This is a genomic window from Streptomyces sp. NPDC048197, assembly GCF_043202395.1.
GTDB classification, from domain to species: domain Bacteria; phylum Actinomycetota; class Actinomycetes; order Streptomycetales; family Streptomycetaceae; genus Streptomyces; species Streptomyces siderophoricus.
In genome coordinates this window covers 65,628-86,740 of the sequence record NZ_JBIDAJ010000010.1, presented here as the reverse complement: position 1 = coordinate 86,740, position 21,113 = coordinate 65,628, and the positions used below count along the sequence as shown (strand labels likewise).

Below are 21,113 nucleotides of genomic sequence, written 5' to 3'. Positions count from 1 at the left end.
TGACCAGGCAATGGCAGGAAAGGTGGGAAGCCCGACATTGCCGCCATCGGCGCCGCTGCCCAGGATGGACGGCATGGAACAGCGCGAGGTGCTGGTCGTCCTCTTCGACGGCGTGCAGGCCCTGGACGTCACCGGGCCGGTGGAGGTATTCAGCGGTGCCGGGCAGGCCGTTCCCGGCGCCTACCGGATCCGTACGGCCGCCCTGGACGGCTCCCCGGTGCGCACCACCAGCGGGCTGACCCTGGTCCCCGACACCACGCTCGCCGCCGCCGGGCCCCCGCACACCCTGCTGGTCCCGGGCGGCCAGGGCACCCGCACCCCCGACCCGCGGCTGGTCGACTGGCTGCGGGACAACGCCCACCGGGCCCGGCGCAAGGTCTCGGTGTGCAGCGGGGCGCTGCTGCTGGCCGAGGCCGGGCTGCTGGACGGCCGGCGCGCGACCACCCACTGGATGCTGTGCGACACCCTCGCCGAACGGTTCCCCGCGGTGCGGGTGGAGGCCGACCCGATCTACGTGCGGGACGGCGACCTGGCCACCTCCGCGGGCGTGACGGCCGGCATCGACCTGGCGCTGGCCCTGGTGGAGGAGGACCTCGGCCGGGACCTCGCGCTCGCCATCGCCCGGCACCTGGTGGTGTTCCTGCGCCGGCCGGGCAACCAGAAGCAGTTCAGCGCCCAGCTCGCCGTCCAGACCGCGCAGCGGCGGCCGCTGCGCGACGTCCAGCAGTGGATCACCGAGCACCCGGCCGCCGACCTGTCCGTCGACGCGCTCGCCGCCCGCGCCGGGCTCTCCCCGCGCCACTTCGCCCGGGCGTTCCGCGACGAGGTCGGCATGACGCCGGGCCGCTATGTCGACCGGGTACGGCTGGAGGCCGCCCGCCGCTGCCTGGAGGACACCGCCGACGGCATCGCCCAGGTGGCCCGCCACTGCGGCTACGGCACCCCCGAGGCGATGCGCCGCGCCTTCCTCCGCGCCCTGGCCGCCTCCCCGGCCGAATACCGCCGCCGCTTCCAGCCGGCCCCCGCGGGCCACTGAGCGGCCGCCCGCCGTCCGACTCCTCCGAGCCACTCCTCCAGACGGGAAACGCCATGCAGATCACGATCCTCCTCTACGACCGCTTCACCACCCTGGACGCCATCGGCCCCTACGAGACGCTCAGCCGCCTCCCGGGCGCCGAGACGGTGTTCGTCGCCGAACGCGCCGGGACGTACCGCAGCGACACCGGTTCCGTGGGGCTGGTCGCGGACGCCGCGCTGGACGAGGTCACCGCGCCCGACATCCTCGTCGTCCCCGGCGGCCCCGGGCAGACCGTGCACATGGCGGACGGGCCGCTGCACGACTGGATCCGCGCCGTGGACACCACCACCACCTGGACCACCTCGGTGTGCACCGGCTCCCTCATCCTGGCCGCGGCCGGCCTCCTCAAGGGCCGCCGGGCCACCTCCCACTGGCTCGCCCTGGACCTGCTGCCGGCCCTGGGCGCCGAGCCGACCGGGGAACGGGTGGTCTTCGACGGCAAGTACGTCACCGCGGCCGGGGTCTCGTCCGGCATCGACATGGGACTGGCGCTGGCCGGCCGGATCGCCGGGGACACCGCGGCCCAGACCATCCAGCTCGGCATCGAGTACGACCCGCAGCCGCCCTACGACGCGGGCTCCCCGGACAAGGCACCGGCCGAGGTCACCGCGGCGCTGCGGGACCTCGGCCGGTCCGTGCTCACCGGGGAGCGGGAACAGCAGGCACAGGGGCAGTGGGCGTAGCGCCCCTCACTCCGCGGGCCAGGTGAACCGCGGCGGCCTGCGCTCCAGGAAGGCGGCGGCACCCTCGGCGGTGTCGCCGCTCGCCCGGGCCTGCTCCGCCCAGTGGGCGCCGCGCTCCTCCGCCTCGTCCGGCGGCACGTCCCAGGTGCCGTTGGCCAGCTCCTTCGCCGCCGTCTGCGTCAGCAGCGACCGGCTCGCCAGTACGGCGGAGAACTCCGCGACCCGCTTGCCCAGCTCGCCCTCGGCCAGCACCTCGTCCACCAGCCCGGTCCGCAGCGCCCGCGCGCAGTCGATCAACTCCCCGGAGAACAACAGGTACTTGGCGGCCGACAGCCCGACCAGCCGGACCAGCCGCCGGGTGGCCGACGCCGGGTAGACCACCGCCAGCTTGGCCGGCGTCACCCCGAACAGCGCCCCCTCCTCCGCGAACCGCAGATCGCAGGCGGCCGCCAACTGGGCGCCGCCGCCCACGCAGTAGCCGCGTATCGCCGCCAGCGTCGGCTTCGGGAAGGCGGCCAGCGCCTCCTCGGCCGCCACCGCCAGCCCCTGCGACTCCCCGGCCGTCCCGCGCAGCGAGGCGATGTCCGCGCCCGCGCAGAACGTCCCGCCGGCGCCGGTCAGCACCAGCGACCGCACCGCCCGGTCCGCCGCCAGCCGCGCCAGCAGGGGCGGCAGATCCCGCCACATCTGGACGGTCATCGCATTGCGCTTGCCGGTGTTGCTGATGGTGACGGTCGCTGTGCCGTCGCTGACGTGCGTCGTGAGGCCCGGTTCCATGCCCGGATATTAGAGCGACCGCGGCCCGGGCGGCCGACTACGATCGACGGTCTGATGTCAGCAACCCTCGTCGCCAAAGACCTCGCCGCCGGCCACGGCGAGCGCATCCTCTTCTCCGGTCTCGATCTGGTCGTCGCCCCCGGGGACGTCATCGGCCTCGTCGGCGCCAACGGCGCGGGCAAGTCCACCCTGCTGCGCCTGCTGGCCGGGCTGGACACCCCGGAGGAGGGCGCGCTCTCCCTCAGCCCGCCCACCGCCACCGTCGGCCACCTCCCGCAGGAGCCCGACCGCCGCCCCGGGGAGACCGTACGGGCCTTCCTCGCCCGCCGTACGGGCGTGGCCGATGCCCAGCGTGCCCTGGACGCCGCCACCCAGGCCCTGGCCGAGGAGCGCCCCGGCGCCGACGACACCTACGACACGGCCTTCACGCGCTGGCTCGACCTCGGCGCCGCCGACCTCGACGAACGCGCCGAGGAGACCGCGGCCCAGCTCGGCCTCACCGTCGGCCTCGACCAGCCGATGACCGCCCTCTCCGGCGGACAGGCCGCCCGGGCCTCGCTCGCCTCCCTGCTGCTCTCCCGTTACGACGTCTTCCTGCTGGACGAGCCGACCAACGATCTGGACCTGGACGGTCTGCACCGGCTGGAGGAGTTCGTCACCGGGCTGCGCGCCGGCACCGTCCTGGTCAGCCACGACCGCGAGTTCCTGACCCGCACCGTCAACCGCGTGGTCTAACTCGACCTCGCCCAGCAGCAGGTCAACGTCTACGGCGGCGGCTACGCCTCCTACCTGGAGGAGCGCGAGCGGGCCCGGCGGCACGCCCGCGAGCAGTACGAGGAGTACGCCGAGACCAAGGCCGCCCTGGAGACCCGCGCCCACACCCAGCGCAACTGGATGGAGAAGGGCGTCAAGAACGCCCGCCGCAAGGCCCCCGACAACGACAAGATCGCCCGCAAGGGCCGGGTCGAGGCCACCGAGAAGCAGGCCGCCAAGGCCAAGCAGACCCAGCGCCTGATCGAGCGGCTGGAGGTGGTGGCGGAACCGCGCAAGGAGTGGGAGCTGCGGATGGAGATCGCCGCGGCGCCCCGGGCCGGCGCGGTCGTCGCGACCCTGCGCGGGGCCGCGGTCCGGCGCGGTGACTTCCGCTTCGGCCCGGTGGACCTGCAGATCGACTGGGCGGACCGGGTCGCCATCACCGGTCCCAACGGCTCCGGCAAGTCCACCCTGCTGGCCGCCCTGCTCGGCCGGCTCCCGCTGGACGCCGGGCAGGCCGCGCTCGGCCCGGGCGTGGTGGTCGGCGAGATCGAGCAGGCCCGCGGCCGGCTCTTCGGCGGGCACCATCTCGGCGACCGGCCGCTGATGGACGCCTTCCGGGCCGCCGTGCCGGACCTGCCGCCCGCCGACGTCCGCACCCTGCTCGCGAAGTTCGGGCTGAAGGCGGCCCATGTGCTGCGCCCGGCGCACACCCTCTCGCCGGGGGAGCGCACCCGGGCCGCGCTGGCCCTCCTCCAGGGGCGCGGGGTCAACCTCCTCGTCCTGGACGAGCCGACCAACCACCTGGACCTGCCGGCCATCGAGCAGCTGGAGTCGGCGCTCGCCTCGTACCCGGGCACGCTGCTGCTGGTGACCCACGACCGGCGGATGCTGGACGCGGTGCACACCACGCGGCGGATCGAGGTCGAGGCCGGGCGGATCACCGACCGGGCGGTGTGAACCGGGCGGGCCGGGACCGAGGCGGGGCGCCCGCCCGCGGCCGGTCGGTTTATCGATTTGGATCTGCGGCGGGCGACCCGTAAGGTGGGGGAAACCGACGCGGGGTGGAGCAGCTCGGTAGCTCGCTGGGCTCATAACCCAGAGGTCGCAGGTTCAAATCCTGTCCCCGCTACTGCACACACGGCAGGCCCGGTGCTCCGGCACCGGGCCTGCCGTGCTGTCCGCCCCCGCCGCCCGGGCAGGGCGAGCCCGATGGCGGGATCGTAGGGGTGCCGTTCCCGTGGAATCCACGAACCCGGCACAAAGAGAACAGGGCCGGTCCGCAGCCCGCGGGAAACTCTCGGAATCCGCCAAAAGCCGTCGATAGGCGCTGACTTGTGTTCAGCGGGCCGGTCCGGACCAGCGCATTCTCAACACTCTTCCTGTGAGGATGCCTTCCGGACCCCCCGCAGAACCCCCCGACGAGCTGACCTCCCCGCTCGCGTACGAAGGTGTCTGGCGCTTCACCGCACCGGCACTGGAGTCCTCGGTGCCGCAGGCGCGCCATGCGGTCCGGGACCTGCTCGCCGAACAGCACGTGCCGGTCGCCGCCGACATCATGGACGGCCTGCTGCTCATCGTCTCCGAACTGGTCACCAACGCCGTCCGGCACGCCGCCCTGCTCTCCCCGCAGATCGCCGTCCAGGTCACCATCGGCGCCAACTGGCTGCGGGTCGCGGTCGAGGACGACCACCCCTACCGCCCCAAGGCACTGGAGGCGGACGAGGGCGACGTCGGGGGGCGCGGGCTGTGGCTGGTCAAGACCGTCACGGCCCAGGTGGGCGGCAAATGCGATGTCGAGCACACGGCCGGCGGCGGCAAGGCCATCTGGGCCGAACTGCCGCTCACCCCACTGGCTACCAGCCCGCCGACCGCCCGGTGAGCTCCCGCACCGCCGGACGCGCCGCGTCCAGCACGGTCATGAACCACGCGGAGAACGGCGCCTCGGCATGCCGCTCGGCCAGCTCCGCCGGCGTCACGAACGCGATCTCGCCGATCTCCTCCGGGTCCGGTGCCGGCTCGGCCCGCACCAGGCCCACGAACAGGTGGTTGTACTCCTGCTCCACGAGCCCGGAGGACGGATCGGGATGGTTGTAGCGCACCGTGCCCGCCTCGGCCAGCAGCGCGGGCGCCACACCCAGCTCCTCCGCGGTCCGGCGGGCCGCCGCAGCGAACGGCGCCTCACCGGGATACGGGTGACCGCAGCAGGTGTTGGACCACACACCGGGGGAGTGGTACTTCCCCAGCGCCCGGCGCTGGAGCAGCAGCCGGCCCTTCTCGTCGAAGAGGAAGACCGAGAACGCCCGGTGCAGCTGCCCCGGAGGCTGGTGCGCCGCGAGCTTCTCCGCGGTGCCGATCGTCGTACCGTCCTCGTCGACCAGCTCCAGCATGATCGGTTCGGCGGCGCCGCCCGGCGTGCGCACCGCCGTGTCCTCGGCGGTCTGTCCGTTGGCAGGTGTGATCGGCATGCCCATCCTTGTCGTCGGTCTTCGACGTCAAGTCTGCCCTAGCCGGGTCCGCATCACCGGCAGAGCGGGTGCGCGGCGCCACACCTCCCGCGCGTCCGGCCGGGAGTGCGCCCACCTGGCATCCACCGTGAGAGGGACCACATCGGACGGCCGCCCCGAGGCACCGCGCGAAGCGTCCCCCGGCCCCCGCAGCGGCCACCGCACCGGCCGCGGGCGCTCCCCGCAGGCCGGCATGGCCCTCGCCACACGCCTCGCGGCACAACCCGCCCGCCCCGTGACCAGCCCGCTCATAACCGGCACCGGAACGGCGGCCCCGATCACCGGCCAGTTGTTCATGCGCCACCCCATCCACCATGATGATCGCGGCAGGCGCAGCCGTCGGTCACTCGATCGTGCGGTGAATGCGCGGTGAACGGCCGCATCCGGCGATCCGATAGCCTCTGCCGACGTGCCATCCGGCCCTCCGGGCGCCCGGTGTGCCACGCCCGCTGCCCGGGTAGTCCGTATCGAATGCGGATCGACCGGCGCTGCCTTGTCAGCCTCCAAGGAGTGAGTTCGTCTGTCGACCGCCATCCTCACCGGTCCGCCGGTCGCCGGGTCGCCGCTCGAAGCCGACCTGCGGACGCTGGGCTTCGACGTCCGTACGGCGGACGACGCCGCCTCCGCCGCCGCGCTGCTCGCCGAGGTGCCCGCACAGGAGCGGGTCGCCCTCGTCGACCCCCGCTTCGTCGGCCACCTGCACGCCCTGCGGCTCGCGCTGACCGACCCCCGCTTCCCGGCCGCCGCCGTGCCGGGCGCGCTCACCGCCCAGGCCGCGGCCCGCCCGGCGCTGGCCCGCGCGGCCGGCCGGATCCCGGTCGGCGCCGGCACCGCCCACCTCACGGACGTCCTCACCGAGACGCTCACGGACTCCCTGGACCGTGACGACATCGGTCTGCACCGTGTCGAGCTCGGCAGCCTGGTCGCCACCGTCGCGCTCACCCCCGCCCAGCGCGAGGAGGCCCGCGAGGCGGTCGCGGCCGTCGACGACGAGGCGGTACGGCTGCGCACCGCGGTGAAGTCCCGCGACGGCTTCTTCACGACCTTCTGCATCAGCCCGTACTCCCGCTACCTCGCCCGCTGGTGCGCGCGCCGCGGCCTCACCCCCAACCAGGTCACCACCGCGTCCCTGCTCACCGCACTGATAGCGGCCGGCGGCGCGGCCACCGGCACCCGCGCCGGCTTCGTCGCCGCGGGGGTCCTGCTGCTCCTCTCCTTCGTCCTGGACTGCACCGACGGGCAGCTCGCCCGCTACTCGCTGCAGTACTCGACGCTGGGCGCCTGGCTGGACGCCACCTTCGACCGGGCCAAGGAGTACGCCTATTACGCTGGGCTGGCGCTTGGTGCCGCCCGCGGCGGGGACGACGTATGGGCCCTGGCGCTCGGCGCGATGGTCCTGCAGACCTGCCGGCACGTCGTCGACTTCGCCTTCAACGAGGCCAACCACGACGCGACCGGCAACACCAGCCCGACCGCGGCGCTCTCCGACAAGCTCGACAGCGTCGGCTGGACGGTCTGGGTCCGCCGCATGATCGTGCTGCCGATCGGCGAACGCTGGGCCATGATCGCCGTCCTCACGGCGCTGACCACCCCGCGCATCGTCTTCTACGCCCTGCTCATCGGCTGTGCGCTGGCCGCCTGCTACACCACGGCCGGCCGGGTGCTGCGCTCCCTGACCCGGCGGGCCCGGCGCACCGACCGCGCCGCCCGGGCGCTGGCCGACCTCGCCGACTCCGGGCCGCTCGCCGAGCTGATCGCCCGCGGTGCGCGCGGCCGCGGCCGCACCGGTTCCTTCCTCGCCCCGGCTATGGCATTTCTCTCGGCCGCGGTGCTGCTGGTCTGGGTGATCTTCGAGAAGGACCCGGCGTCCTGGCTCACCGTGGGCGTCGCCGTCTGCTCCGCGCTGCTGGCCGGTGCGGCGGTGTCCCGGCCGCTCAAGGGCGCCCTCGACTGGCTCGTCCCGCCTTTCTTCCGGGCCGGCGAGTACGTCACGATCCTCGTTCTGGCCGCCCGCGCGGACGTGCCCGGAGCGCTCCCCGCGGCATTCGGGCTGGTCGCGGCCGTCGCCTACCATCACTACGACACCGTCTACCGCATCCGCGGTGGCACCGGGGCCCCGCCGCGGTGGCTGGTCCGGGCAACCGGCGGCCACGAGGGACGCGTCCTCGTAGTGACCGTCCTGGCAGCCGCGCTGTCCCCTGAAGGTTTCACAATCGCGCTCACGGCCCTGGCCGTGGTCCTTGCGCTGCTGGTGCTCATCGAGAGCATCCGCTTCTGGGTCTCTTCCGGAGCACCCGCCGTACACGATGAAGGAGAACCCGCATGATCGGCCTCGTGCTGGCTGCCGGCGCCGGACGGCGTCTGCGCCCCTACACCGACACCCTGCCGAAGGCTCTGGTGCCGGTCGACGGGGACACCACCATCCTCGACCTGACCCTCGGCAACTTCGCCGAGATCGGCCTGACCGAGGTCGCGATCATCGTCGGCTACCGCAAGGAGGCCGTGTACGAGCGCAAGGAGGCCCTGGAGCAGAAGTACGGCCTCAAGCTCACCCTGATCGACAACGACAAGGCCGAGGAGTGGAACAACGCCTACTCCCTGTGGTGCGGCCGTGACGCCCTCCAGCACGACGTGATCCTCGCCAACGGCGACACCGTGCACCCGGTCTCCGTCGAGCAGACCCTGCTCGCCGCCCGCGGCAACGGCCAGAAGATCATCCTCGCGCTGGACACCGTCAAGCAGCTCGCCGACGAGGAGATGAAGGTCGTCGTGGACCCCGAGAAGGGCGTCCAGAAGATCACCAAGCTGATGGACCCGGCCGAGGCGACCGGTGAGTACATCGGTGTCACCCTCATCGAGGGCTCCGCCGCCGCCGAGCTGGCCGACGCCCTGAAGACCACCTTCGAGCGGGACCCCGACCTCTACTACGAGGACGGCTACCAGGAGCTGGTCAACCGCGGCTTCAAGGTGGACGTGGCACCGATCGGCGACGTCAAGTGGGTCGAGATCGACAACCACGACGACCTGGCGAAGGGCCGTGACATCGCATGCCAGTACTGACCCGCCTCATTCCGTCCCCGGTCGTCGTCGACATCAACGCCGGCGCCCTGGACGACCTGGCGGGCCTGCTGGCCGATCAGCGCATCTCCGCGTCCGGCAAGCTCGCCATCGCGATCAGCGGCGGCTCGGGGGCGCGGCTGCGTGAGCGGCTGTCCCCCGCGCTGCCGGGGGCCGAGTGGTACGAGGTCGGCGGCGGCACCCTGGACGACGCGATCAAGCTCGCCGACGCCATGAAGAAGGGGCACTACGACGCGGTCGTGGGCCTCGGCGGCGGCAAGATCATCGACTGCGCCAAGTTCGCCGCCGCACGGATCGGGCTGCCGCTGGTGGCCGTCGCGACGAACCTGTCGCACGACGGTCTGTGCTCGCCGGTCGCCACCCTGGACAACGACGCCGGCCGCGGCTCCTACGGTGTGCCGAACCCGATCGCCGTGGTGATCGACCTCGACATCATCCGGGAGGCCCCGGTCCGGTTCGTCCGCTCCGGCATCGGCGACGCGATCTCCAACATCTCCGCGGTCGCGGACTGGGAGCTCTCGCACCGCGAGACCGGCGAGGCGATCGACGGACTGGCCGCCGCCATGGCGCGCCAGGCCGGCGAGGCGGTGCTCCGGCACCCCGGCGGCGTCGGTGAGGACTCCTTCCTCCAGGTGCTCGCCGAGGGCCTGGTCCTCACCGGCATCTCGATGTCGGTGGCCGGCGACAGCCGCCCGGCGTCCGGCGCCTGCCACGAGATCAACCACGCCCTGGACATCCTGTACCCCAAGCGCGCGGCGAGCCACGGCGAGCAGTGCGGCCTCGGTGCCGCCTTCGCCACGCACCTGCGCGGGGACAAGGAGACCCGGGACCTGATGGTCGAGGTACTGCGCCGGCACGGACTGCCGGTCACGCCGGGTGAGATCGGCTTCACCGACGAGGAATTCGTCGAGGCCGTCGCGTACGCACCCAAGACCCGCCCCGGGCGCTACACGATCCTGGAGCACCTCGACCTGTCCACCGACCAGATCAGGGACGCTTACGCCGACTATGCACAAGCCATCGGTAGCTGAGCTCCGGCCGGTCGTTCACCCCCCGGGGGTGAAGGACCGGCGGAGCGGCGAGCACTGGGCCGGCCGGCTCTACATGCGCGAGATCTCGCTGCGCATCGACCGGCACCTGGTGAACACCCGGGTCACGCCCAACCAGCTGACCTACCTGATGACCCTCTTCGGCGTCCTCGCCGCCCCGGCCCTGCTGGTGCCGGGGGTCTGGGGCGCCGTGCTCGGCGTGCTGATGGTGCAGCTGTACCTGCTGCTCGACTGCGTCGACGGCGAGATCGCCCGGTGGCGCAAGCAGTACTCGCTCACCGGTGTCTGGATGGACCGCGTCGGCGCGTACCTCACCGACGCCGCCGTGCTCGTCGGCTTCGGCCTGCGCGCCGCCGACCTGTGGGGCCCGGGCCGGATCGACTGGCTGTGGGCCTTCCTCGGCACGCTGGCCGCCCTCGGCGCCATCCTGATCAAGGCGGAGACGGACCTGGTCGGCGTGGCCCGCGCGCAGAGCGGCAAGGAGCAGGTCAAGGAGACCGCCTCCGAGATGCGCTCCTCCGGCATGGCGCTGGCCCGCAGGGCCGCCGCGGCGCTGAAGTTCCACCGGCTGATCCTCGGCGTCGAGGCGTCCCTGCTGATCCTGGCCCTCGCGGTCGTGGACCAGATCCGGGGCGACCTGTTCTTCTCGCGGCTGGGCGTCGCGGTGCTCGCCGGCATCGCGCTCCTCCAGACGCTGCTCCACCTCGTGTCCATCCTCGCCTCCAGCAGGCTCAAGTGACGGGGGCGTCCCAGATGCGCGTCGGTGCGGTGATCATCACCATGGGCAACCGCCCCGAGGAGCTGCGTGCGCTGCTGGACTCGGTGGCCAAGCAGGACGGCGATCCGATCGAGGTCGCCGTGGTCGGCAACGGCTCGCCGCTGCCGGAGCTGCCGGAGGGCGTGCGGACCGTCGAGCTCCCGGAGAACGTCGGCATCCCGGCCGGCCGGAACGTCGGCATCGAGGCGTTCGGGCCGGCCGGCCGCGAGATGGACGTGCTGCTCTTCCTCGACGACGACGGGCTGCTGGCGCGGGAGGACACCGCCGAGCTGTGCCGCGAGGCGTTCGCCAAGGACCCGGAGCTCGGCATCGTCAGCTTCCGGATCGCCGACCCGGACACCGGCGAGACCCAGCGCCGGCACGTCCCCCGGCTGCGCGCGTCCGACCCGATGCGGTCCTCGCGGGTGACCACCTTCCTCGGGGGCGCGAACGCGGTGCGCACCAAGGTCTTCGCGGAGGTCGGCGGGCTGCCCGACGACTTCTTCTACGCCCATGAGGAGACCGACCTGGCCTGGCGGGCGCTGAACGCCGGCTGGATGATCGACTACCGGTCGGACATGGTCCTGTACCACCCGACGACGGCACCGGCCCGGCACGCGGTCTACCACCGGATGGTGGCCCGCAACCGGGTCTGGCTGGCCCGCCGCAACCTCCCCGCCGCACTGGTTCCGGTCTATCTGGGTGTCTGGTTCCTGCTCACCCTCGCCCGGCGCCCGTCGCGACCGGCGCTGCAGGCCTGGCTGGGCGGCTTCAAGGAGGGCTGGGCCACCCCGTGCGGTCCCAGGCGTCCCATGAAGTGGGCTACCGTTTGGCGACTGACCCGACTGGGCCGCCCTCCCGTCATCTGACAAGCTCGTATCTGAGAGCATCAGGCGCGAACCGGGGCGTGGCCCCGGCAGCGCACCTTGAGGACGAAAGTGTCAACTGTGAGCGAGACCACGCACGACAGTGCGGTCGCCATGAGTGCCCCGGCAGCTTCCGACGAAGGGCTGACCGCGGCTCAGCGGGCCCAGAAGTACGGGCTCGCGCAGAGCGGGGCGCGTCCGAGCCTCCCCGAGTACGTCCGGCAGCTGTGGCACCGGCGGCATTTCATCTCCGCCTTCGCCAGCGCCAAGCTGACCGCGCAGTACAGCCAGGCCAAGCTGGGGCAGGTCTGGCAGGTGGCGACGCCCCTGCTGAACGCGCTCGTCTACTACTTGATCTTCGGTCTGCTGATCGGCACGAGGAAGGGCGTCCCCGACTTCGTGCCGTTCCTGGTGACCGGCGTCTTCATCTTCACCTTCACGCAGAGCTCGGTGATGGCCGGTACGCGGGCGATCTCCGGCAACCTCGGTCTGGTGCGGGCGCTGCACTTCCCGCGGGCCTGCCTGCCGATCTCGTTCTGCCTGATGCAGCTGCAGCAGCTGCTGTTCTCCATGGGTGTGCTGGTCCTGATCCTGCTCGGCTTCGGGCAGATGCCGACCTGGTCGTGGTTCCTGGTGCTCCCGGCGCTGCTGCTCCAGTTCGTCTTCAACACCGGCCTGGCGATGGTCATGGCGCGACTGGGCTCCAAGACCCCGGACCTGGCGCAGCTGATGCCGTTCATCATGCGGACGTGGATGTACGCGTCCGGCGTGATGTTCAGCATCGACCTGATCCTGAAGGGCAAGCACGTCCCGCAGTTCGTCGAGGTCCTGCTCAACGCCAACCCGGCGGCGGTCTACATCGACCTGATGCGCTTCGCGCTGATCGACAGCTTCACGGCCAACAAGCTGCCCCCGCACGTGTGGGCGTTCGCCGGCGGCTGGGCGCTCCTGATGGGCGTCGCGGGCTTTGTGTACTTCTGGAAGGCTGAGGAGCGGTACGGACGTGGCTGAGCAGAACAACGGCGTGCAGCCCACGGCGGCCGCCCAGGAGCGGATCCCGACGGTGATCGCGGACGATCTGCACATCGTCTACCGCGTCTACGGCACGGGTGCCGGCAAGGGCAGTGCCACCGCGGCGCTGAACCGCATCGTCCGCCGCAAGCCCTCCACCGGTGTGCGCGAGGTGCACGCGGTCAAGGGTGTCTCCTTCACCGCCTACCGCGGCGAGTCCATCGGCCTGATCGGCTCCAACGGCTCGGGCAAGTCCACCCTGCTCAAGGCGGTCGCCGGCCTGCTGCCGGCCGAGCGGGGCAAGGTCTACACCCACGGCCAGCCCTCCCTGCTGGGCGTGAACGCGGCCCTGATGAACGACCTGACCGGCGAGAAGAACGTCGTCCTCGGCGGTCTGGCCATGGGCATGAGCCGCGAGCAGATCCGTGAGCGCTACGACGGGATCGTCGACTTCTCCGGCATCAACGAGAAGGGCGACTTCATCTCGCTGCCGATGCGCACCTACTCCTCCGGCATGGCCGCGCGGCTGCGGTTCTCCATCGCCGCGGCCAAGGACCATGACGTGCTGATGATCGACGAGGCCCTGGCCACCGGCGACCGGGCCTTCCAGAAGCGCTCCGAGGCCCGGATCCGCGAGCTGCGCAAGGAAGCCGGCACGGTCTTCCTGGTCAGCCACAACAACAAGTCCATCCGCGACACCTGCGACCGGGTGCTGTGGCTGGAACGCGGCGAACTGCTGATGGACGGCCCCACCGACGAGGTCATCAAGGCCTACGAGAAGGAGACCGGCAAGTAGTCCTCCGGACACCTGGAAGGCCCCCGCGGTCCGCTCCGCGGGGGCCTTCGCCGGTGAAGAAATGGTCAACTCCGCGGACAACGGGAACAGTTCGTCCGGAAAGGATGTTGACCGGATCGTTGCCCCGGGCTTCGGTACCCACTCGGACGCAAGGGAGATGTACGGCGTAAGCTGTACGGGTGCCGAACAGCACAAGTGGCACAAGTCGGGCAATACTCACCCATGAGGGCGATGAGGGCTCGATCGGGGCGCGTCGTCGGCCGCGGCGTGTCCGAAATAGGATGTTTTAGCTTGGCGGTGTAGAACGGGAGACGTGACGGCAATGGCTACTGGTTCGCTCCGGCACCGAAATGCGCCGGGCAGCCCCCGGTGAGCCGAGACAACGAGCGGGCGCGTCGCGCCTTCCTCCGAAGGGTGGCGGCGGGTGACCGGCGGGACCACACGCGCACCGTGCTCGATCAGGCCGCACACGAGAACTTCCCGGTCGCGCCGTTCTTCCTGCCCCGCGCCTGGCGGGCCGACCTGATGGCCGTCTACGGCTTCGCCCGGCTCGTCGACGACATCGGTGACGGCGACCTCGCGCCCGGCGGCGCCGATGCCGTACTCCTCGGACTCGACCGGGCGCAGTTCGACGACCGGCCCGCGCTGCTCGACGCCCTGGCGGCGGACCTGGAGCGCGTCTTCAGCGACCGCGCGCCCGGCCCCAAGCACCCGCTGATGCGCCGCCTCGGCCCGACCGTCCGCCGCTGCGAGCTGACCCCCGAACCGTTCCTCGGCCTGATCGAGGCCAACCGCCAGGACCAGCGGGTGAGCCGCTACGCCACCTACGACGACCTGGTCGCCTACTGCGAGCTGTCCGCCAACCCCGTCGGCCGGCTCGTCCTCGGCATCACCGGCACCGCCAGCCCCGAGCGCATCCGCCGCTCGGACGCCGTCTGCACCGCCCTGCAAATCGTCGAGCACATCCAGGACGTGGCCGAGGACCTCGGGCGCGACCGCATCTACCTCCCCGCCGAGGACCTGAAACGCTTCGGCGTGTCGGAGGCCGATCTGGCCGCGCCGAGCGGGGGCGCATCGGTGCGCGCACTGATCGCCTACGAGGCGGAACGCGCCCGTGACCTGCTGGATGAAGGCACCGCGCTGGTGGGTAGCGTCCACGGCAGGCTCAAGCTGCTGCTGGCCGGTTTCGTCGCCGGCGGACGTGCCGCACTCCAGGCGGTCGCGGCCGCCGAACACGACGTACTCCCTGGACCGCCCAAACCGACCAAGCTCAGCATGCTGCGCGAGGTGGGGGCGACATTGCGAAGAGAGGGGTGAGTCGGACCGTGGAGGCAACCGCACACGCGTCCGCGCCGGTGCTCGCTGCATACCGCTACTGCGAAGCCATCACCGGGCAGCAGGCACGCAACTTCGCCTACGGCATCCGGCTGCTGCCGACCGACAAGCGCCATGCGATGTCGGCGCTCTACGCCTTCTCCCGCCGGGTCGACGACATCGGCGACGGCAATCTGGAGACCGCCGCCAAGCAGCAGCGCCTGGAGGACACCCGGGCGCTGCTGGCCCGTATCAAGGACGGCCGGCTCGATGAGGACGACACCGACCCGGTGGCCGTCGCCCTCGCCGACGCCGCCCGCCGCTTCCCCATCCCGCTCGACGCGCTCGACGAGCTGATCGACGGCGTGCTGGCCGACGTGCGCGGCGAGACCTACGAGACCTGGGACGAGCTGAAGGTCTACTGCCGCTGTGTCGCCGGCGGCATCGGCCGGCTCTCGCTCGGCGTGTTCGGCACCGTGCCCGGCGCACAGGACACCGAGCGCGCTGCCGAGTACGCCGACACCCTCGGTCTGGCCCTCCAACTGACCAACATCCTCCGGGACGTTCGCGAGGACGCCGGCAACGGCCGGACCTATCTCCCCGCCGAGGACCTCGCCAAGTTCGGCTGCTCGGCCGGGTTCGCCCACCCCGTCCCGCCGCCCGGCTCCGACTTCGCCGGCCTGGTCCACCACGAGGTGCAACGCGCCCGCGCGCTGTTCGCCGAGGGCTTCCGGCTGCTGCCGATGCTCGACCGGCGCAGCGGCGCCTGCGTGGCCGCGATGGCCGGCATCTACCACCGCCTGCTCACCCGGATCGCCGCCGAACCCGAGGCGGTGCTGCGCGGCCGGGTCTCGCTGCCCGGCTGGGAGAAGGCGTTCGTCGCGGTGCGCGGACTGTCCGGGCTCGACGCGCGGGCGATCGGCCGCCGGCAGGCCGTACGGAGGCGCGGATGACCGGCCGGGCCACGCACGACAGCGGTGACCCCGCGTCAGCACCGCGGGCAACCCTCCCCCGGGCGACTGCGTCCATGACCCACGTACGGGGGGAGCACACATGACATCCACAGCCACCGCGGTGGTCGTCGGCGGCGGGCTGGCGGGCACCACCGCCGCCCTCGCGCTGGCCGACGCCGGGCTGCGGGTCACCCTCGTCGAGGGCCGCCCCCGCCTCGGCGGACTGGTCTTCTCCTTCCGCCGCGACTCGGCCGCCGGTGAGCTGAGCGTCGACAACGGCCAGCACGTCTACCTGCGCTGCTGCACCGCGTACGGGCAGATGCTGGACCGGCTCGGCGCGGCCCATCTGGTGCCCCTGCAGGACCGGATGGACGTGCCCGTCCTGGACGCCGACCGGATGCGGCTCGGCCGGCTGCGCCGCACCGCCCTGCCCGTCCCGCTGCACCTCGCCGCCAGCCTCGCGGGCTATCCGCACCTGTCCCCGGCCGAGCGGGCCGGCGTGGTGCGCGCCACCCTCGCGCTCAAGGGCCTCGACCCGGCCGACCCGGTCCTGGACGGCGTCGACTTCGGCAGCTGGCTGCGCCGCCACGGCCAGTCGTCCCGGGCCGTCGAGGCGCTGTGGGACCTGGTCGGCATCGCCACCCTCAACGCCCGGGCCGGCGACGCCTCGATGGGCCTGGCCGCCAAGGTCTTCAAGACCGGGCTGCTGTCCGCACCCGGCGCCGCCGACATCGGCTGGTCCCGGGTCCCCCTCGGCGACGTGCACGACGCCCTCGCCGGTACGGCACTGGAGAAGGCCGGGGTGCGGATCGCGCTGCGCACCCGCGCCGCGTCCGTCGACCGTACCGACGGCCGCTGGCAGGTCGCGGTGGAGAACGGCCCGCACGGCGGCGAGCGGCTCACCGCGGACACCGTCGTCCTCGCCGTACCGCAGCGCGAGACGCACGCCCTGCTGCCCGCCGGGGCGCTGGCCGACCGGGACCGGCTGCTGGACATCGGCACCGCCCCGATCCTCAACCTCCACGTCGTCTACGACCGCAAGGTCCTGCGCCGCCCCTTCTTCGCCGCGGTCGGTTCGCCCGTCCAGTGGGTCTTCGACCGCACCGACGCCTCCGGACTGACCCGGACGCCGGGCAACGAACGCTGCCAGTACCTGGCCGTGTCGCAGTCCGCCGCGCAGGAGGAGATCGACCAGCCGGTCGCCAAACTCCGCGCCCGCTACCTCCCCGAGCTGGAACGGCTGCTGCCGGCCGCCCGGGGCGCCCGGATCATCGACTTCTTCGTCACCCGCGAGCGCACCGCGACCTTCGCGCCCGCCCCGGGCGTCGGCAGGCTCCGCCCCGCCGCCCGCACCCAAGCCCCCGGCCTGTTGCTGGCCGGCGCGTGGACCGCCACCGGGTGGCCCGCGACCATGGAGAGCGCTGTGCGCAGCGGCACCGCCGCCGCTCGCGAGGCACTCAACGAACTCGGCTTCCCCCAGGGCCAGTTGCCTCAGGAGGCGGCATGACTACGAGTACCAGCGCTCGCACGAGCACGAGCATCGGAAACAGAGGAGAAACCGTGAATCCGGCTTCCCCAGCTATCGACACCGAGAGCGTCACCGCGCTGCTGGAGCGCGGACGGACACTCGCCACTCCCGTGCTGCGTGCTGCCGTGGGCCGGCTCGCCCCTCCCATGGACACCGTCGCCGCCTACCACTTCGGCTGGATCGACGCCACCGGCAACCCCGCATCGGGCGACAGCGGCAAGGCCGTCCGGCCCGCGCTCGCCCTGCTGTCCGCCGAGGTCGCCGGCCGGGCCCCCGAGGTCGGCATCCCCGGCGCGGTCGCCGTCGAGCTGGTGCACAACTTCTCGCTGCTGCACGACGACCTGATGGACGGCGACGAACAGCGCCGGCACCGCGACACGGTCTGGAAGGTGCACGGCCCGGCCCAGGCCATCCTCGTCGGCGACGCCCTGTTCGCCCTCGCCAACGAAATACTGCTGGAGCTCGGTACCGTCGACGCCGGCCGTGCCACCCGCCGGCTGACCCTGGCCACCCGCAAGCTGATCGACGGCCAGGCCCAGGACATCTCCTACGAGCACCGCGAGCGGGTCACCGTCGAAGAGTGCCTGGAGATGGAGGGCAACAAGACCGGCGCGCTGCTGGCCTGCGCGGTCTCCATCGGCGCGGTCCTGGGCGGCGCCGACGACCGCACCGCCGACACCCTGGAGAAGTACGGCTACCACCTCGGCCTGGCCTTCCAGGCCGTCGACGACCTGCTGGGCATCTGGGGCGATCCGGACGCCACCGGCAAGCAGACCTGGAGCGACCTGCGGCAGCGGAAGAAGTCGCTGCCGGTCGTCGCCGCGCTGGCCGCCGGCGGCCCGGCCTCCGAGCAGCTGGCCCGGATCCTGGCCGCCGACGCCAAGAAGAGCGAGACCGAGATCGCCGACTTCACCGAGGAGGAGTTCGCCTCCCGGGCGGCCCTCATCGAGGAGGCCGGCGGCCGCGAGTGGACCTCCCAGGAGGCCCGCCGCCAGCACGCCACCGCCATCGCCGCGCTCGACGAGATCGACATGCCGGAGAAGGTCCGGGCCCAGCTCGTCGCCCTCGCGGACTTCGTCGTCGTACGAGAAAGATGACTCCCTATCGACAACGAATAGATCGCAGTCGCCGGCCGGTGCCTGGGGGTACTCCCCCAGCTACCGCTGGGAGGTGCCCCCACCCACGCCTTTAGGGCAGTGGGGGACGGGCGCCGGCCGACGGAATCCCTGAGCACGCTTTGACAGTTCACTGCAGAAGGGGAAGCCATGACAGCGACGACCGACGGAAGCACCGGGGCGCTGCCGCCCCGGGCCCCTTCGGCCAGCGATGCCACCGCTGAGAAAACCACCGCACCGGCCGGCAGGACCGCCACCGCCACCGCCGTCGCCGAGGACACGGCCGAGGCCGCCCGCCGCGCGACCGCCCGGGCCACCGAATATCTGCTCTCCGTCCAGGACCCGGCCGGATGGTGGAAGGGCGACCTCGAGACCAACGTCACGATGGACGCCGAGGACCTGCTGCTCCGTCAGTTCCTGGGCATCTCGGACCCCCGGACCACCGAGGCCGCCGCCCGCCACATCCGCGGCGAGCAGCGCACCGACGGCACCTGGGCCACCTTCCACGGCGGGCCCGGTGAACTCTCCACCACCATCGAGGCCTACGTCGCCCTGCGGCTCGCCGGGGACGCGACCGACGCCCCGCACATGGCCGCCGCGTCCGCCTGGATCCGCGAGCAGGGCGGGATCGCCGCCTCCCGGGTCTTCACCCGCATCTGGCTGGCCCTCTTCGGCTGGTGGAAGTGGGACGACCTGCCCCAGCTCCCACCGGAACTCATCTTCTTCCCGAAGTGGTTCCCGCTCAACATCTACGACTTCGGGTGCTGGGCGCGGCAGACCATCGTGCCGCTGACCATCGTCTCCGCCAAACGCCCGGTCCGCCCGGCGCCGTTCGCCCTCGACGAGCTGCACACCGATCCGCGCCGCCCCGCGCCGCCGCGCCCGCTCGCCCCGGCCATGAGCTGGGACGGCGTCTTCCAGCGCCTCGACAAGGCGCTGCGGGCCTACCACAAGGTCGCGCTGCGCACGCTGCGCCGCACCGCGATGCGCTCGGCGGCCCGCTGGATCGTCGAACGGCAGGAGAACGACGGCTGCTGGGGCGGCATCCAGCCGCCCGCCGTGTACTCCATCATCGCCCTGCACCTCCTCGGCTACGACCTCGACCACCCCGTGCTGCGCGAGGGACTGGCCTCCCTCGACCGGTTCGCGGTCCGGCGCGAGGACGGTTCGCGGATGATCGAGGCCTGCCAGTCCCCGGTCTGGGACACCTGCCTCGCCACCATCGCGCTCGCCGACGCCGGACTGCCCGCCGACCACCCGCAGCTGGTCAAGGCCGCCGACTGGATGCTCGCCGAGCAGATCGACCGGCCCGGCGACTGGAGCGTCAAGCGTCCCCAACTCCCGTCCGGTGGCTGGGCGTTCGAGTTCCATAACGACAACTACCCGGACATCGACGACACCGCCGAGGTGGTGCTCGCCCTGCGCCGGGTCAAGCACCCCGACCCGCAGCGGGTGGCCGCCGCGGTGGACCGCGCGGTGCGCTGGAACTTCGGGATGCAGTCCCGGGACGGCGGCTGGGCCGCCTTCGACGTCGACAACACCAGCCCGTTCCCCAACCGCTTGCCGTTCTGCGACTTCGGCGAGGTCATCGACCCGCCGTCGGCCGACGTCACCGCCCACGTCGTGGAGATGCTCGCCGAGGTCGGCCGCACCCACGACCCGCGCACCCGCCGCGGCATCGCCTGGCTGCTCGCCGAACAGGAGCCCAGCGGCGCCTGGTTCGGACGCTGGGGCACCAACTACGTCTACGGCACCGGCTCGGTGCTGCCCGCGCTCGCCGCGGCCGGCATCCCCGCCTCCCACCCGGCCGTGCGCCGCGCCGTCGGCTGGCTGGAGCGGGTGCAGAACGACGACGGCGGCTGGGGCGAGGACCAGCGGTCGTACGCGGAGAAGGACGCCTGGGCCGGGCGCGGCGCCTCGACCGCCTCGCAGACCGCCTGGGCGCTGATGGCGCTGCTCGCGGCCGGTGAACGGGACGGTGAGGCGGTGCGGCGCGGGGTGCGGTATCTGGCCGCGACCCAGCGCGAGGACGGTTCCTGGGACGAGCCGTACTTCACCGGTACCGGCTTCCCCTGGGACTTCTCCATCAACTACCACCTCTACCGCCAGGTTTTCCCACTGACCGCCCTGGGCCGCTACGTCAACGGCGGCCCGGCCGGAGCACCGGTGGGGGCCTGATGCCGAGACGGTCCCCCGCGCGCGCGGACCCCCCGCTGCTGGTCGCCTGTGCGCTCGGCATCGAACGGTTCGCGCTGCGCGGGGGAGACCGGGCGGTGGCGCCGGGCGAGAGCCGGCCCGGGCTGGTCGTGCTGCGCACCGGCATGGGCCCCCAGGCGGCCGAACGCGCCCTCGCCGATGCGCTGCGTGACGGCGCCGGCACCGCCCGTTCGCCCGTCGTCGCCAGCGGCTTCTGCGCCGGCCTCGCGCCCGGTATGCGCCCCGGGGACGTGGTCGTCGCCGAGGCCACCCGGGACCACCGCCCGGGCCTGCCGGACGTGCCCTGCCGCGACAACGGGCCGCTGGTCGGCGCCCTGCGGCAGCGCGGCCTGACCGTGCACCGCGGGCTGCTGCGCGGCTCCGACCACGTCGTACGCGGCGCGGAACGGGCCGAGCTGCACGCCTCCGGCGCGATCGCGGTGGACATGGAGTCCGCCGCCACGCTCCGCACGGCACGGCGGGCCGGCGCCCGTCCGGTTGCGGCCGTCCGGGTGGTCGTGGACGCTCCAGAACATGAACTCGTCCGCATCGGCACGGTGCGCGGGGGAATATCGGCCTTCCGCGTGCTGCGCAGTGTGCTTCCTGTTTTCTATGAATGGCACCGTTCTTTGCTGCTCCCCAGGAGGTGAGC

18 protein-coding genes, 1 tRNA gene and 1 pseudogene are annotated in these 21,113 nt (G+C 72.5%); 18 read left to right on the top strand and 2 right to left on the bottom strand.

Annotation, left to right across the window (positions count from 1 at the left end; translation table 11 throughout):
* Window positions 1-73 precede the first annotated feature (73 nt).
* Window positions 74-1,036, top strand: coding sequence for a GlxA family transcriptional regulator (locus ACGF4C_RS16105; RefSeq protein ID WP_393566713.1), 963 nt, complete (start codon window positions 74-76; stop codon window positions 1,034-1,036).
* A 53-nt stretch (window positions 1,037-1,089) separates the two neighbouring features.
* Complete coding sequence (locus ACGF4C_RS16100; protein ID WP_393566711.1) at window positions 1,090-1,761, top strand: DJ-1/PfpI family protein; 672 nt, start codon at window positions 1,090-1,092, stop codon at window positions 1,759-1,761.
* Window positions 1,762-1,767: 6 nt separating this feature from the next.
* Here the strand turns inward: ACGF4C_RS16100 and ACGF4C_RS16095 are convergent, their stop codons facing one another.
* On the bottom strand, window positions 1,768-2,538 hold the full coding sequence (locus ACGF4C_RS16095) for an enoyl-CoA hydratase/isomerase family protein (protein WP_393566710.1): 771 nt from the start codon (window positions 2,536-2,538) through the stop codon (window positions 1,768-1,770).
* A gap of 54 nt (window positions 2,539-2,592) precedes the next feature.
* Between ACGF4C_RS16095 and ACGF4C_RS16090 the strand changes: the two are divergent.
* From ACGF4C_RS16090 to ACGF4C_RS16080, 3 genes and pseudogenes are all read left to right on the top strand, one after another.
* Window positions 2,593-4,251: pseudogene (locus tag ACGF4C_RS16090) on the top strand (ABC-F family ATP-binding cassette domain-containing protein).
* 98 nt (window positions 4,252-4,349) lie between these two features.
* Window positions 4,350-4,423 (top strand) — tRNA-Met (locus ACGF4C_RS16085).
* A gap of 258 nt (window positions 4,424-4,681) precedes the next feature.
* Window positions 4,682-5,173, top strand: a complete 492-nt coding sequence (locus ACGF4C_RS16080) for an ATP-binding protein (RefSeq protein ID WP_201804770.1) — start codon at window positions 4,682-4,684, stop codon at window positions 5,171-5,173.
* On the opposite strand, the gene idi is transcribed toward ACGF4C_RS16080, so the two are convergent.
* Complete coding sequence (idi, locus tag ACGF4C_RS16075) at window positions 5,148-5,759, bottom strand: isopentenyl-diphosphate Delta-isomerase (protein WP_201804768.1); 612 nt, start codon at window positions 5,757-5,759, stop codon at window positions 5,148-5,150. The two genes, ACGF4C_RS16080 and idi, sit on opposite strands and share 26 nt — an antisense overlap.
* 559 nt (window positions 5,760-6,318) lie before the next feature.
* On the opposite strand from idi, the gene ACGF4C_RS16070 reads away from it, so the two are divergent.
* From ACGF4C_RS16070 to ACGF4C_RS16010, 13 genes are all read left to right on the top strand, one after another.
* Window positions 6,319-8,124, top strand: coding sequence for a DUF5941 domain-containing protein (locus ACGF4C_RS16070; RefSeq protein ID WP_393566938.1), 1,806 nt, complete (start codon window positions 6,319-6,321; stop codon window positions 8,122-8,124).
* Complete coding sequence (locus ACGF4C_RS16065; RefSeq protein WP_393566708.1) at window positions 8,121-8,858, top strand: sugar phosphate nucleotidyltransferase; 738 nt, start codon at window positions 8,121-8,123, stop codon at window positions 8,856-8,858. Before ACGF4C_RS16070 ends, ACGF4C_RS16065 begins: the two co-directional genes overlap by 4 nt.
* Window positions 8,846-9,907 (top strand): iron-containing alcohol dehydrogenase family protein, encoded by a 1,062-nt coding sequence (locus ACGF4C_RS16060; RefSeq protein ID WP_030416855.1) that lies wholly within the window; start codon window positions 8,846-8,848, stop codon window positions 9,905-9,907. The genes ACGF4C_RS16065 and ACGF4C_RS16060 overlap by 13 nt, the downstream gene beginning before the upstream one ends.
* Window positions 9,885-10,664 carry a CDP-alcohol phosphatidyltransferase family protein gene (locus ACGF4C_RS16055; RefSeq protein WP_393566705.1) on the top strand — a complete coding sequence of 260 codons (780 nt, stop codon included), beginning with the start codon at window positions 9,885-9,887 and terminating at the stop codon, window positions 10,662-10,664. The genes ACGF4C_RS16060 and ACGF4C_RS16055 overlap by 23 nt, the downstream gene beginning before the upstream one ends.
* 14 nt (window positions 10,665-10,678) lie before the next feature.
* Window positions 10,679-11,551 carry a glycosyltransferase family 2 protein gene (locus tag ACGF4C_RS16050; RefSeq protein ID WP_393566937.1) on the top strand — a complete coding sequence of 291 codons (873 nt, stop codon included), beginning with the start codon at window positions 10,679-10,681 and terminating at the stop codon, window positions 11,549-11,551.
* Window positions 11,552-11,629: 78 nt separating this feature from the next.
* The gene (locus tag ACGF4C_RS16045) at window positions 11,630-12,559 is read left to right on the top strand and encodes an ABC transporter permease (protein WP_030416858.1); all 930 of its coding nucleotides are present in this window, start codon (window positions 11,630-11,632) and stop codon (window positions 12,557-12,559) included.
* On the top strand, window positions 12,552-13,355 hold the full coding sequence (locus ACGF4C_RS16040) for an ABC transporter ATP-binding protein (RefSeq protein ID WP_201804759.1): 804 nt from the start codon (window positions 12,552-12,554) through the stop codon (window positions 13,353-13,355). The genes ACGF4C_RS16045 and ACGF4C_RS16040 overlap by 8 nt, the downstream gene beginning before the upstream one ends.
* A 450-nt stretch (window positions 13,356-13,805) precedes the next feature.
* Window positions 13,806-14,672 carry a squalene synthase HpnC gene (gene hpnC, locus ACGF4C_RS16035; RefSeq protein ID WP_393566703.1) on the top strand — a complete coding sequence of 289 codons (867 nt, stop codon included), beginning with the start codon at window positions 13,806-13,808 and terminating at the stop codon, window positions 14,670-14,672.
* Window positions 14,669-15,622, top strand: coding sequence for a presqualene diphosphate synthase HpnD (hpnD, locus tag ACGF4C_RS16030; RefSeq protein WP_393566701.1), 954 nt, complete (start codon window positions 14,669-14,671; stop codon window positions 15,620-15,622). Before hpnC ends, hpnD begins: the two co-directional genes overlap by 4 nt.
* 100 nt (window positions 15,623-15,722) lie before the next feature.
* Window positions 15,723-17,129, top strand: coding sequence for a hydroxysqualene dehydroxylase HpnE (gene hpnE, locus ACGF4C_RS16025; RefSeq protein ID WP_393566699.1), 1,407 nt, complete (start codon window positions 15,723-15,725; stop codon window positions 17,127-17,129).
* A gap of 53 nt (window positions 17,130-17,182) precedes the next feature.
* A complete protein-coding gene (locus tag ACGF4C_RS16020; RefSeq protein ID WP_201804744.1) occupies window positions 17,183-18,247 on the top strand; it encodes a polyprenyl synthetase family protein in 1,065 nt (354 codons plus the stop codon).
* Between the two features lie 168 nt (window positions 18,248-18,415).
* Window positions 18,416-20,443 carry a squalene--hopene cyclase gene (shc, locus tag ACGF4C_RS16015; RefSeq protein ID WP_393566697.1) on the top strand — a complete coding sequence of 676 codons (2,028 nt, stop codon included), beginning with the start codon at window positions 18,416-18,418 and terminating at the stop codon, window positions 20,441-20,443.
* The gene (locus ACGF4C_RS16010) at window positions 20,443-21,111 is read left to right on the top strand and encodes a 1-hydroxy-2-methyl-2-butenyl 4-diphosphate reductase (protein ID WP_393566695.1); all 669 of its coding nucleotides are present in this window, start codon (window positions 20,443-20,445) and stop codon (window positions 21,109-21,111) included. Before shc ends, ACGF4C_RS16010 begins: the two co-directional genes overlap by 1 nt.
* The last annotated feature ends 2 nt before the right edge of the window (window positions 21,112-21,113 follow it).